Source organism: Paracoccus yeei ATCC BAA-599, assembly GCF_000622145.1.
In the GTDB taxonomy this organism is placed as follows: domain Bacteria; phylum Pseudomonadota; class Alphaproteobacteria; order Rhodobacterales; family Rhodobacteraceae; genus Paracoccus; species Paracoccus yeei.
Genome location: NZ_JHWH01000028.1, coordinates 1 through 13037, shown reverse-complemented (window position 1 = coordinate 13037; position 13037 = coordinate 1). Strand labels below are relative to the sequence as shown.

The 13037-nt window shown below is 59.9% G+C and carries 11 protein-coding genes, 1 tRNA gene and 4 pseudogenes; 8 read left to right on the top strand and 8 right to left on the bottom strand.

Going from position 1 to position 13037, the window contains the following annotated elements:
* Positions 1-159: 159 nt before the first annotated feature.
* The 5 genes from BU28_RS24260 to BU28_RS24810 all read right to left on the bottom strand — a co-directional run bounded on the left by BU28_RS24260 (position 160) and on the right by BU28_RS24810 (position 5903).
* Positions 160-2394 (bottom strand): AAA family ATPase, encoded by a 2235-nt coding sequence (locus BU28_RS24260; RefSeq protein WP_051578239.1) that lies wholly within the window; start codon positions 2392-2394, stop codon positions 160-162.
* 197 nt (positions 2395-2591) lie between these two features.
* Positions 2592-3791: a tyrosine-type recombinase/integrase gene (locus BU28_RS0115355; protein ID WP_028720259.1), complete on the bottom strand. Its 1200-nt coding sequence runs from the start codon at positions 3789-3791 to the stop codon at positions 2592-2594.
* Positions 3792-3950: 159 nt separating this feature from the next.
* A tRNA-Ile gene (locus BU28_RS0115350) sits at positions 3951-4026 on the bottom strand.
* A 122-nt stretch (positions 4027-4148) separates the two neighbouring features.
* A complete protein-coding gene (locus BU28_RS0115345; RefSeq protein WP_028720258.1) occupies positions 4149-4817 on the bottom strand; it encodes a flagellar hook capping FlgD N-terminal domain-containing protein in 669 nt (222 codons plus the stop codon).
* A gap of 9 nt (positions 4818-4826) precedes the next feature.
* On the bottom strand, positions 4827-5903 hold the full coding sequence (locus BU28_RS24810; RefSeq protein ID WP_081791415.1) for a flagellar hook-length control protein FliK: 1077 nt from the start codon (positions 5901-5903) through the stop codon (positions 4827-4829).
* Between the two features lie 108 nt (positions 5904-6011).
* Here BU28_RS24810 and BU28_RS0115330 point away from each other — a divergent pair, with 108 nt between their 5' ends.
* From BU28_RS0115330 to BU28_RS0115315, 6 genes are all read left to right on the top strand, one after another.
* Positions 6012-6260: a rod-binding protein gene (locus BU28_RS0115330; RefSeq protein WP_028720256.1), complete on the top strand. Its 249-nt coding sequence runs from the start codon at positions 6012-6014 to the stop codon at positions 6258-6260.
* On the top strand, positions 6257-6571 hold the full coding sequence (locus BU28_RS23270) for a restriction endonuclease subunit S domain-containing protein (protein WP_036763080.1): 315 nt from the start codon (positions 6257-6259) through the stop codon (positions 6569-6571). Before BU28_RS0115330 ends, BU28_RS23270 begins: the two co-directional genes overlap by 4 nt.
* A gap of 164 nt (positions 6572-6735) precedes the next feature.
* The gene (locus BU28_RS26645) at positions 6736-7974 is read left to right on the top strand and encodes a flagellin (protein ID WP_028720255.1); all 1239 of its coding nucleotides are present in this window, start codon (positions 6736-6738) and stop codon (positions 7972-7974) included.
* A 71-nt stretch (positions 7975-8045) separates the two neighbouring features.
* On the top strand, positions 8046-8411 hold the full coding sequence (gene flaF, locus BU28_RS24805) for a flagellar biosynthesis regulator FlaF (protein WP_158212778.1): 366 nt from the start codon (positions 8046-8048) through the stop codon (positions 8409-8411).
* Entirely contained in the window at positions 8408-8818 is a 411-nt protein-coding gene (flbT, locus tag BU28_RS24800; RefSeq protein WP_081791413.1) for a flagellar biosynthesis repressor FlbT, read from the top strand. Before flaF ends, flbT begins: the two co-directional genes overlap by 4 nt.
* Positions 8808-9587 (top strand): DUF1217 domain-containing protein, encoded by a 780-nt coding sequence (locus BU28_RS0115315; RefSeq protein ID WP_028720254.1) that lies wholly within the window; start codon positions 8808-8810, stop codon positions 9585-9587. Before flbT ends, BU28_RS0115315 begins: the two co-directional genes overlap by 11 nt.
* Before the next feature lie 168 nt (positions 9588-9755).
* Here the strand turns inward: BU28_RS0115315 and BU28_RS26640 are convergent.
* From BU28_RS26640 to BU28_RS25980, 3 genes and pseudogenes are all read right to left on the bottom strand, one after another.
* Positions 9756-9926 (bottom strand): annotated as a pseudogene (locus BU28_RS26640) (ATP-binding protein); the annotation flags it as partial.
* Positions 9927-9977: 51 nt separating this feature from the next.
* Positions 9978-11342 (bottom strand): IS1182 family transposase, encoded by a 1365-nt coding sequence (locus BU28_RS23265; protein WP_051578236.1) that lies wholly within the window; start codon positions 11340-11342, stop codon positions 9978-9980.
* 87 nt (positions 11343-11429) lie between these two features.
* Positions 11430-11639, bottom strand: a pseudogene (locus tag BU28_RS25980) (ATP-binding protein); the annotation flags it as partial.
* Between BU28_RS25980 and BU28_RS25975 the strand changes: the two are divergent.
* Positions 11604-11732: pseudogene (locus BU28_RS25975) on the top strand (IS3 family transposase); the annotation flags it as partial. The pseudogenes BU28_RS25980 and BU28_RS25975 sit on opposite strands and share 36 nt — an antisense overlap.
* Before the next feature lie 98 nt (positions 11733-11830).
* Positions 11831-13037, top strand: a pseudogene (locus BU28_RS23260) (IS256 family transposase); the annotation flags it as partial.

The window sequence follows — 13037 nt, the reverse complement described above, 5'->3', positions numbered from 1 at the left end:
AATCCTTATTCCAGAAAATTTGTGAAGTGAGACACATGGCGGTTCGGCGCGCCCCGCATGGCGCCGGTAGGGGGGAAGGACCCAAAAAGATTGCGACAGATGCATTTTCGATCCTGAGCGAATTAGCGCCTCCATTTGATCTGAGAGCATTTTCGATCCTCACAACAAATCGTCGTCTAATTCCGCCGCGTCGTAGGGGAACAGGGAACGCCCTATAGGGCGCGTTCCGTTCCTTCCCCCTGCCGACGCCATGCCAGCAGGGGAACATTCCCCCCGTGTTCCCCCGTGTTCCCCTGTTCCCCCGGATGGCTCGTCGCCCAGATCATCAAAGCCCAGATCGTCGCCAGGCGAGTAAATGCGATATGAACCATCTTTCAGCGCCAGGGCGTTTTTGTTCACCAATGCCCCAAGGATGCTTGTCACGCCCTTCCGGCGGTCTTTGGGGTCTTTCGCCTCAGACACATCCTCATTCAGGCAGGCCGCAATAAGCGCTTCCCGTTCGACTGCCTGTCCGCCGTTCGTAGTGCGGAAGATTTCTACGACACGCTCTTGCTTCTTTGTCAGTTCAATGGGTGCGACACGCTCTTGCGACACGCCCCAGTCAGCAACGGCGGAAGACAGTTCCTTGCCGTGCACGTCGACTCCAAGCGCAACCTCTTTGATTTGGAAATTGCCGAAAGGATAATCTGACTTGTGGTCACGCTGCTTTCCGACAGTCACCTGCACCACGCTGCCCGCATCCGGTCGGATCACCTCAATCTCGCTGTCAATCGCCGCGACAAGCGAGGAGTGGCCGCGCATCCCCTTGGCGATGTCCTTACCGGTATGATGCACCACCATCACATGTGCTTCGGTTGCTTCGCGGATGCGGTCAACATTCCCGACAAATGCCGTCATGTCTGTAGGGGCATTCTCGTCACCACCGCTTAGAGCGCGGGACAAAGTGTCAATGACGATCAACAGAGGCAGCCCCGCCGCGACAGCATCAGACTGCATGGCCTTCGCCATGTTGATGATCGCTTTGACATCGCCCTTGTCGTCCTTGTGCAGCAGGTTTGCACCGCCGCGCCGATAGGCAAAGGGAATCTTACCCCCGTCACCGAACGCCCGTTGCAGGGCTTTCAGGCGCAGGGTGAACTTGCTGCCGCCTTCCAGCGCCATATAAAGGACCGCTGTTCGCTCAATTGCGCGTCCCTGCCATGTTGCCCCGCAACCAGCGTTCGCCAGGGCGTGGCATAGATCGAGGGTGAAAAACGTCTTGCCCGCGTTGCTGGGGCCATAAACGACACTGGCTGTCCCTTGATCTAACAGCCCCTCAATCAGGAAAGGGCTGGACTCAGGCAGTTCGGCCTCATGGAACCATTCAAAGGTGAACGCCTTTGACTTTTTAGATTGGCTAGCAGATTCGTTTTTCTCATCTTTTGGACCTTCATCTGAGAACCAATCTTCACAATCGCCGGGCAAGTCCACGGGCTTCTTGAGCCCATCGGCCCATGCCGATTCGAACGTCCTGCGGGCCTCGCGTTCAGACAACCCGCAGGCCAGAGCGGCAGGTATCAGCGCGGCCTTTGCCTCGCCTTGGGTGAGCGCGCCATGCGCGCCATACCCCCCGCAAAGCAGGGCAACGCTGTTTAGCGTGTCGTGTCGCTGCCCCTCGGGTGCGGCTGCAACGTTCTCAGCCAGTTCGGTCAATCTCTCTTGAGCCCATTCACGCTGCTGATGGGATGCCACAACCAGGGGAACGGATGATCTGCCCAACAAGTCCTCGAAAGGTTCATGCTGGGGCGCACGGCTTTTCAGAGCGGCAGGTATCGGCGGCAACCGGGAATCACGCCGCAGCGTCTCGCCCTCGGGGACATAGCGCGCGCCATCCTTGAAGCTGCCCGGCGCGACGATGAATCCCCGATCGTTCTTAAAGTCCAGGCCGGAACCTATCTTGCTGACGCTGTTCTTGATGTCGGAATCATAGTCGAGAACCAGGTGCCAGCCCCCTGATGGCGTTCGGACGCGACAAGGCGACACTGACGACAGGTCAGGAAAACCAAGATCGGCAAGCGTTTCCGTCCCGTCCTTCCCGTTTTTCGCATCCACGTCCAGCACGGTGATACCGTTGCGGGCGCCGGTCAGCAGCCCGACTCGGGCATCGGGCCATTTACGCCACCATGCGGAGACCTGGCCGCGGTCGCTGCTGGCCTTTTCAGGGAAGGCGCCTATCGGCTTCCATCCATCCCCATCGCCCCAATCCCGGATCGGGAAAACCGCAAGGCCGCGCGCCGCAAGATCAAGCGCGACAGCACGATTGTCGGAAGGGAACGGGATGGGATCAGTCCCAAGCAGATCCAGCGATTCGTCGTCGAGCGCGTATTGCGGCGCAGCCGCGTGCATGTTATCCATGGTTCATCTTTCTGATGGACCCCCGTTGCGGCTTGCCGGCCATATGCAGCGGGGGTTTTTCGTTACGGGCGCAGTCTCTGTCCTTAACCAGTCAACAAAAAGTTGATTTAAGTCACTGAAACTACTGGTGTATTAGACATGCAAAAAGGGCGGGAGTCTATCCCCGCCCTACAATCGTCCCGCCATTACTCTCAATTTTACAGAATGTCGTCAAACTGACCGGGCGGGTCTATATAATCCGACCATTCGCGCATCATCTCGCGGCGCTGCGGCAGATGTAGCGCGCTGTTATAGATGCCCCGGATCGAGGCATCGACATGCGCTAACTGAACCTCAATCCAGTCTCGATTGAATTGCTGTTCATTGGCCCATGTCGAGAAGCTGGACCGGAAACCGTGAACCGTCGCGCGACTGTGCCAGCCCATCCGATACATTGCAAAGAGCATGGAATTGTTGCTCATCGGCTTGCCCGCGCCATCAACCGACGACAGGAAAACCCATTTCTGATGCCCGGTCAGGGCGCGCAGCGCCTTCAGGACCGCAACCGCCTGCCGGCTCAGCGGAACGATATGGTCGCGGCGCATTTTCATCTTTGCGGCAGGGATGCGCCACAACGGTTCCTTGCCGTTAAGCCCCTCGAATTCCGACCATTCGGCCATGCGAAGCTCCTGCGTCCTGACGGCGGTATGCGCTACCAGTTGCAGCCCGCATATCACGGCAGGCTCGCCCCGATAGGCCCGGACCTTCTCAAGGAATCCGGGGATCTCGTCGGCAGGGATAGCGCTGCGGCGTTTCGGGGCCGGTTTGGGCGCCAGTGCATTGCCAATATCGCGTGTCGGATCGGACTGGATAATCCCCTCGCCAACCGCGAAGCGAAACACCTGCGAAACCATCTGGTTTACCCGCCGCGCCATCTCGACCGCGCCGCGCGCCTCGATTTTGCGGATGGTGTCCAGCGCGTCCTTCGGGCTGATGCTGGCAACCGGCTTGCTGCCAAGATGCGGCAGGATGTCTTGATCCATTCGGGCCCGCAGGCGCATCGCATAGGCTGCGACCCATTTGCGTTCGTTCACCTTGAACCAGCGTGTCGCGACAGACTCGAACGTCTCGCCCGCAGGTGACTGAGCCGGGGAGTCGGCCTTCTTGGCCGCGCTGGGATCAATGCCTTCCGCCAGCAGCGCTTTGGCCTTGTCGCGTTCCATGCGGGCGGCAAGCAGGCTGACGACAGGGTAAGAGCCTAAGGCGAGGGTCTTCTGCTTGCCTTGGTGTGTGTAGTTGAACCGCCAGTGCTTCCCGCCGCTGGGCGTGATCTGCAGATAGAGCGAATGAGCGTCTGTTACCCGGTAAGGCTTCTCTTTGGGCTTCAGGTTGCGAATCTTGGTGTCTGTGAGTGCCATGGTATTTTGCCCCGTTCTGAACGTGGTATCGTTGCCCCGGCGATACCATGAAGCTGCACTAGGATTAGTTTCGCACAGATTCCATATAGCCGGTTTTTTGCTGAAAAGCCCATAAAACAAGAGCTAAGCAGCAACTACAAACGACTGCGAACGGGGAATTGGTAGGCGTGGAGGGATTCGAACCCCCAACCAAGGCGTTATGAGCGCCCTGCTCTGACCGTTGAGCTACACGCCCCTGCGTCCGGCTACGCCACCAGACCGGCACCCGTCAAGACGTCGGCTGGCGCAAGCGGGCAAGACACGTCATGCGAAAGCGGCGGATGCAGGCGCCGGCCTCTGCCCGTGGCAGGTTTGATCTTACACTTCGGCATTGCGGATTCCGGTGACATCCTCGGCGGCGACCGTTGCGCCGCCCGCCAGGACAAGCTGCGCCGCACCATTCTCAAGCTTGGCCCCGGTGACCATGCCGTAGGCTGCCGCATCCTCGGTCGACAGGACAGTCCCGCCCTTGGAGGATTCCACCCGGAACTGATACAAGCCCGACGCCAACAGGGCACCGTCGTCGCCCCGGCCCTGCCAGTCGACCTCGCCCGATCCCGTGCCGATGCTGGTTCGGGACACCTCCTTGCCCTGGGCGTCCAGCACCACCAGGCTGACAGCATCTGCCTCGGCTGCAGGCTCGATATCCAGTGTCACGGGGCTTCCGTCGAACAGGACCGGGCCGGTCGTCCGCACCTCCTTGCCGATCCAGCCGGCGACCGACGCCAGTGTGCCGCCGGACGAATTGCCCAGCATCTCTTTCAACAGCGAGTTGGTCAGTGCCTGCTGCTCTACCCCCGAGAATGTGGCCAGCTGGACGGCGAATTCGGTGCTCTCCATCGGGTTCAACGGGTCCTGGTTCTGGATCTGGGTCGTCAGCATCCGCAGGAAGGTTTCGAAATCCCCGCCCGAACCCGAAAACCCGGTGCTCTTGCCCGAGACGGCGGATGTTGTGGCGGCGGTTGTGCCGGAAATGCTGGTGACCATGGTGTGCCTTCAGATGCGAATGTCGAGTTGGCGCAGGGTGATGCCCTGCGAAGGGCGTGGGCCTTGCGGGCTGTCCTCGGTCCGAACGGATCCTGCATCGTGCCCAGAGAACGAGGTGCCGGAGTGACGCGGATTGCCGTCCTGTGCCGTGCCTTGGCCAAAGGAAAGCGCCGCTCCGCCAAGGCCAGCATCCCTCAGTTCCCGGTCCAGCAGGTCGGCATTGCGCCGCAAAAGATCGAGCGTTTCCCTGTTTTCGGCATAGACGGCAACCGACGGCCTCTCTCCGGGGCTGATGACAAGGCGAACCTTGCCCAGTTCTTCGGGAGTCAGGGTGATCTCGAACCGGGTTTCGTCAGAATTGCGAACCGCGTCGGCAATCTGCCGCGTCACCTCATGCGGAGCAGTGGGGTGGGGTGGATGAGCCGCGGCGGTTCCCCGCATCTCGGCCCGAACCTCACGACCTTGGTGAAGCACGACTTCGACCGCCGCTTCCAGGCTTTCCGCTGCTTCAAGCGACTCAGGCGGGGCCAGATCGGATGGAGCCACGGAGTCTGGGGATAGTCGGTCAACGGCCTCCCGCGGCCGCGCTTCGGCCGCCGCGGACATGGGATCGAGCGGCGTGAAACCGGAGGCTGCATCGGTCTTTGGTGTCCCGTTGTCCGGCACCGTCGCGTTATCTTCAGAAATTCTTGCGCTTGATTGGGATTTTGCACCAAGAGAAAGCACGAGAATGTCGGCAGCGCCTGAACCGGCGTCGCATTCCAAGATTTCCCCGCTCTCGCCGGTCTCTCCAGACAAGGCATCCAGCGACACTGATACATCCTCTCCGGCCAAGCGGCATGTCTGTATCTTCAGGTCATCGGGTGGCACGAAGGCCGGATCAACGTCCGGGTCTTGAGCGCTGTCATCCTCCTCATCCTCGTGTTCCGGCTCGGCTTGGGTTTTCTGCGGCAGTTCGGAAGCGGTCGGGACATCCTGACTGTCCAGAAGGTCTTCAAACCGATCACCGGCTTCCGCCGCTTGGCAAGGCCGAAGGTTGCATGATGAAACAGGTCGCTGGGTGGCTTCAATCGGGGACACGGGCATGAATCGTTCCTGAGCTTTACGTCCTTGGTCCTAGCATCATCCGGTTACCGAATATTTACCGCAGGCCATTAAAAGCAATCTGATGTCGCGATTTTTAGGAGATTACCCATGCAGGTTGCACCTGACAGCCCAACTCACAGCAGGATCGATACGGTCCAAGCCAAGGTGACAGAGGGTCTGGAAAAGGCCTTTCTTTCCGAAATGCTGAAATACGCAGGCCCGAAACCCATGGAGGGCGGGTTCGGCGGCGGCATCGGAGAGGAGCAGTTCTCCAGCATGCTGACTGAAACCTACGCCTCGGCCCTTGCGAAACGAATCGATCTGGGCCTGGGTGAGCGGACAGGAGCAGCGGGATGAGCCAACATCTTGAACTTTTGACGCAGGCCCGGCAGGCGATCGAGACCTTTCGCCCCGACCATGCGGCCCAGATGCTGGGCCGTTTCGAAGCGGCCATTGTAGAAAACCCGCCTCTTCCATCCGAACGCAAGCGCATCGCAGCCGAATTGAACAGAATCATTGGCTTGTCTGGCGCCGCGCGCGACGGCGTTGCCAGCGCGCGTGAGCAATTGCGCGAGCTGATGCGGTTAGCCCGCGGCTTGGATATTTATGATCGGGATGGCGCACGGACGCAGCGAAACACGCCCGGAACAGTCATCGGGCGGTTTTGATTAAAAGTGAAATCTTTAATCCGTTGAGCAGTGATGCCAATTCACGCTTTATTCACCCCTGTCGGATAAACCCGACTCGTGCTCAGAGGCACCGGGAAATTCCCGCCGGTCAGAAGGCCATCATCTGAACAGGGGAAAAATCCCCATTTAATGGAGTTAAAGACATGTCCAGCATTCTGACCAACAACTCGGCGATGGTTGCGCTGCAAACGCTCAAGACCATCAACTCCGGGCTGAGCAAGACGCAAAGTGAAATTTCGACCGGAAAGGCGATCAGCACGGCCAAGGATAATGCTGCCATCTGGTCCATCGCAAAAACGATGGAGTCCGATACCAGCGCCATCAAGACCATTTCGACCGGCCTGAATACCGCCAACTCGACTGTCGCGACCGCTCGCTCTGCCGTCGAGGACATCAGCGAGGCTCTTGACAAGATCAAGAGCAAGGTGCTGACGGCGCAAACCGCCAGTGCAAATGATCGGGCTACCCTGCAGGCGGACATCGACGGCTACGTTTCGTCCATCAGGGGCGTTCTGAAGACTGCCCAATTCAACGGTGTGAACCTGATCGACGGAAGTTCCACGGCTGACTACGAGGTTGTCTCGTCGCTTGATCGCTCGGCTGCCGGGGTAAGCGCGTCGAAAATCTCCGTAGAGCGGCAAAACCTCAGTATGTCGGGGTCTACTGCCGCGACCTTCGGTGCCACTGCGATCACCACGACTGCGATTATCAACAACGGTGGTACAGCGGCGGGCAGCGCGGCGGCCGTCGCGGCCGGGGCAACCCAGAACATCAGCATCGGAACAGTTGGTGCGGGTTACAGCTATCGCATCGCGATGCCCCTGCCTGGCGCCACCAGCGGCACGGGTACGTTCGAGTATGTCGCCGGTGCCAACGACAGCGCCGAGGATGTAGCCACGAAACTGGGTAACCAGATGTCGGCTTATCTGCAGCAGAATGGCCTGTCGAGCTACTCGGTGTCTGTGTCGGATAACCGCATCCGCTTCACCAATGATAGCGCTGCCGCCGTAAACGTCACCGCGACGACAGCGACCGGCGGCACGGCTGCCTCGGGCGGCGGGCTTTCCGCGCTGAACGGGCTTTCGGTCACCTCGGACGCAAACGCGGCTGCTGCCTTGGCCAGCATGGAAGGGCTGATCGCAACCGCAACCAAGGCTGCCGCCAACTTTGGTTTGGCTCAGAACCAGATCGAAAACCAGACCAACTTCATCAGCAAGTTGTCCGACAACCTGACGTCGGGCATCGGCTCGCTTGTGGATGCGGACATGGAGGAGGCATCGGCCCGCCTGCAGGCGCTGCAAACCCAGCAGCAGCTGGGCATCCAGGCACTCTCGATCGCCAACCAGGCGCCCTCGTCGATCCTGTCGCTGTTCCGCGGTTAAGTCGAAACGGGGCGCCGCAAGGCGCCCCATCTTCCTTGAAAAGAATTTCTGGATAATCGGGAAACACGATCTTGAACGCCGTCAGCCCCTTCTCTGATCACGCCTATGGTAATCAGGCTCTGCGCAGCCCTCGTGATACCGAATATGACGCTTTGTCGCGCGTAACGCGCATAATGCGTCAAGCAGATAGCAACTGTCAAACCCCTGAGGCCATTTCAGCCGTTGCCAGGAATAACGAACTATGGATCTTGCTAGCGTCGGATTTGGCTCATCCGGACAACGCCTTGCCTGATGATGTCAAAGCCGGCCTCTTGTCACTAGCGTTCTTTTCGCTGCGCCATGGTCAGAAAGCTATGGCAGGAAAGGCTACCACGAAGGTTCTGATCGACATCAACATGTCCGTGATGAGAGGACTGCGTGCGGGGGGTGAAAGATGAGCGGGCTTGTCCTGAAGCTCGCGCCAAACGAACGCGTTCTTATCAATGGCGCCGTCATAGAGAACGGGGACAGGCGCTCGAAAATTTCGATCAAGACCCCCAATGCGAACATCCTTCGCTTGCGGGACGCAATCCACCCAAACGACGCATGCACTCCCGTCGCGCGAGCATGCTATATTGCGCAGCTTGTTCTTACCGGAGATGCGTCTGAATCTGACGGACGGAGGCAACTCCTACGCGCCATCGAACAACTGTCTCATGCGTTGAACGATAAAGATAGCCATTTGGCATTGTCCCACGCGACGGCCTTCGTTCTCCAAAATAATTATTACCACGCGCTCAAGCGGCTCCGGACTCTTCTCCCTCGTGAGGCGCGAATCATGGCATCCTCTCACCATGACATATAACGTCCAATTGGGCAGCGGAGGATATCTTGGTTGGAAGATACTGGAGCGGACCGCAGACCGTCAGCGTGCCGCTTTCGAAAAAAGCACTGAAATCCAGTCTTCACGCGATTACTTTGCAAAGAATATGGCAAAAGTCGAGAATGTCGACGATCTGGTTTCCGACTACAAGCTTTTGAAAGTTGCATTGCGCGCATTTGGCCTAGATGGCGACATAAGAAACCGAGCCTTCATCAAGAAGGTGATGGAGGCCGACCCAGATGACAAGAAAAGCATTGTAAACCGTCTTACGGATAAGCGCTATCTTGAGCTTAATCAAGCCTTCAAATTCGGCAGCGAGGCATCAAGTCAGAAGGTTGATGTTCAGGCTGTGAGTACACTCTATCTGACACGATCCTTCGAAAAAAGCATAGGCGAAAGCCATGAGGAACTGGAACTGGCGCTTAACGCACAGCGTGAGCTTCCTCGGCTGGTTTCGTCAGATTCAAGCGAGAACACCAAGTGGTACTCTATCCTCAGTTCAACAGCGCTCCGGACGGTGTTTGAGGGAGCTTTTGGTCTTCCGGACTCTTTTTCTCAACTTCCGGTAGATCGGCAGCTGCAGGAAATCAAAAACCGGGCAGAACGAATGATCGGGACAAGCGATCCTGCGGCGCTCGCCAAGGCTGAGAACATGGAAAAGCTCATCAAGAGATACCTTATACTGTCGCAAACAGACCAGACCTCCCCAAGCAGCCGCTTCTCGACTGCTTTGACGCTGTTGCGCGGGTAGGTTCGACCTGGACCAAGGGCGTTGCTGTCAATCGGCATCCAAACGTGCCTCCCGATCGGCGCCCAAAAGGGCCCCACTGGTGACCGGGTGAACAGGCCCGTGGCGGCGTAGCTTTCCAACTGGCGCAGCCGACGCGGGCCTGCGTTTCGAAGGGCGTTCAGGCTCGGGTTTGATGCGCCAGCTGTCGTTGCCGGTCTCGACGATGTTGCAGTGGTGGGTGAGACGGTCGAGCAGCGCGGTGGTCTTCTTCGCGTCTTCGAAGACGGTCGGCCACTCCTCGAATGCCAGGTTGGTGGTGACGATGACGGAAGTCTGCTCGTAGAGCTTGCTGACCAGATGGATGGAGGAGGATCAGAAAAAGCTCCCCCCGGGGCTGTTGAAGAGGTCGTTTCATGCTGCTGCTGGGATCTGGGGCGGGGTCCGATTTTCAATGATTGACCTGATGAACTGCAGGGCTGCCGCCAGCTTCTTGAGGTTCATTGCCACGGCCGTCAGGAGGGCCTGGATCTTCATGTTTTCGAGCCCTCTGCGGATGGCCCTGGCAAGTCCGTGGAGCGTCTTGGCCGTGCCGTGCGCGCCTTCGACCCGCCAACGGTGGCGCGTATGGATCGCGTGTTCATCGTCACCCGATGCCGCGCGTTTGCGCCGGGCGCGCAGGATGGCCGCATGGTTGGTTACGATATGCACCCGGCGAGATGTGGCGCCCCGGGGCAGGCATTGCGCCTTGAGGGGACAGCGTGTGCAATCGCGCCGGTCCGCACGATACCACTTTCCGGATTTGATGCTGTTGCGAGGGGTCAGCCGCTTCTTCGCCGGACATCGGGCCACGTTGTTTTGAGGATCATACTTGAACCGCTCGGTGGGCAATCCCTGCGCCCCTTTGCGGCGGGGAGAGCGAAGAGGCGGGATGACGGCTTCGATCTGGCGGTCCTCAAGGGCGGCGAAGACCCGTCCCACCCCATAAATCGTGTCCGCCGTGATCCGGTCCAGGGTAACCCCGAGGGTCACTTCGATGGCGTCGAGGCGCTCGTCGATCCGGCCCGTGTCATGCTCCTCGCCGGTCACGATCTCTCCATCGACGACGACGCCTGCCAGGTCATCAACCGCCGTGTGCTGCTTGCAGGCCGGGCGCAGCGGGGCACTGGAGGATGTCGCCATGGTGGCGTCCGGATCCGTGCGGCAGAGCGTCTTGAACCTGCCGCTCCTGCACGCGTCCCGCGCCGTGTGGTCGGCCTCGGCTGCGTCGTGGGCTGCCTCGACCGCATCCAGATGGCGCGTCACCGGCGCATCCATACTGACATTCGCCCGGATCAGGCTTGCGTCGATGTGGACGGTCTCGGCTGAAACCATCCCGGCTTGCTGGCATTGGCGCACGACTCGCGTGAAGATCCGGCGGAAGACGTCCTCGCCCCAACGCTGACGGATGCGCGTCAGCGAGGAGTGATCCGGCAGCGCTTCGTGCAAGGCGTGACCGACGAACCAGCGGATCGCGAGATTGACTTGCGCTTCCCTCATCAGGCGCCGGTCATGGACGATCCCGAGAAGAAAGCCGGCCAGCATCAGGCGCACAGCGACCTCGGGGTCGATGCCGGGGCGGCCGTTGTCGGCGCAAGAGAGAGCACCCACTTCAGCACGCAGCCACTCGAGATCGAGAACCTGATCAACCCTCACCAGCACATGGTCGTCAGGGATCAGGCTCCGGAGTGACCCGGTGATGAAAAGCTCCAGCTGCCCGCGCTCCTTCCGACCCAGCATTGTAACCTCTTGTCCACCAATAGGCACAGTGAAGCAGAGGGATGGCACTTCTTCTACAGCCCCCACCGGATCGTTTTCCCGACGACCCAACTGGCCGCCGGACTGCGCGATTGGGAGGTATCCGAGTTCATCGAGGACGACGAAGTCGAGCCGCATCAGATGTTCCGCAAGCCGGCCCGCCCGTCCTGCACGGGCTTCGGCCTCCAGCCTGTTCACCAGATCGACGACATTGAAGAACCTGCCCCGGGCACCATTGCGGATGAGGCGCTTGCAATCCGCATCGATCGCAAGCTCAACTCCACCGACGTCATCGACGTCCTGTCCGATCTCTTCATCCTGCGCGGCGTGCCTGAGCACGTCCGCTCCGACCACGGCCCGGAGTTCTTCGCCACCGGGCTATGGCTAAAAATGGGTGATGGGACCTGAGAAGGCGGCGTATCGTGGCGGGTGTGTGAGCCTGCCAGAACCTCCCGCAGGAGCGATACGCCATGAAGGACGATACCACGATCACCCCGCCTCACCAGCCTGGTTTGATCCTTGAGCCGCTGACCGAGGTTGCCCGTGAGGGCGCAGGCCAGATGCTGGCCGCCGCGCTGAAGGCCAAGGCTGCAAACTTTGTCGCCCAATTCAACGATGATCTTCTGCCCGATGGCCGTCAGCGCGTCGTCCATCACGGGACCGGGCCGGAGCGGATGATCCAGACCGGGATCGGGCCGCTCGCCGTGAAGCGGCACAAGGTCCGCGACCGCGCCGAGGTGCCGGTTGACAGGAAGATCCGCTTTACCTCGAACATTCTGCCTCATTGGGCCCGACGCTCGAGTAGCCTTGATGCGCTGCTGCTGGTGCTTTACCTGCGCGGCGTTTCGACCGGGGACTTTCAGGAAGCGCTGACGGCGCTGCTGGGACCGGACGCGCCGAACCTGTCACCCGGTGTAAGCGCAACTGACAGCAAGCTGGCAGGAGGACTACGACCGCTGGCAGCGCCGCGACCTTTCGTCGCGTCGCTCTGTCTCCATCCGCGCCGACGGCGTCTACCTTCAGGCCCGGATGGAACCGCAAGCCGAGTGCATGCGGGTGATCCTCGGGGCCACACCCGAAGGAAAGAAGGAACTCGTGGGATTCCAGGTCGGGGTGCGCGAAAGCGCGCAAAGCTGGCGCGAACTGCGGGTCGGTCTCAAGTCTCGCGGCCTTGCCGTGCCGCCCGAACGGGCCGGTGGCGATGGTGCCCTGGGCTTTTGGAAGGCCATGGATGAGATCTTCCCCAGCACTCGCCATCAACGGTGTTGGTTTCACAAGATGGCGAATGTGCTCAATTGCTTCCTCAAGTCCATGCAGCCCGCTGTCACCGCCGATCTGCGCGAGATCTCTCATGCCCAAACCCGCGCTGCGGCGTTGGCGGCCATCGAGACTTCAAGGATGAATATGCCGCCAAATACCAGCGTGGCGTGACCTGTCTGACCAGGGACAACGAGGCCTTGCTGGCCTTTCACGACTTCCCCGCCGAGCACTGGGAGCATCTGCGCACCTCGAACCTGATCGAAAGCGTCTTCGCCACCGTCCGACACCGAACCGTCCGCACCAAGGGCGCACTGTCGCAGAAGACCGCGAAGCTGATGGTCTTCACCCTGGTCCGGGCCGCATCGAAGAAGTCGCGCAAGCTCAACGGCACAAACCAGTTGCCACGCGTCATCGAAG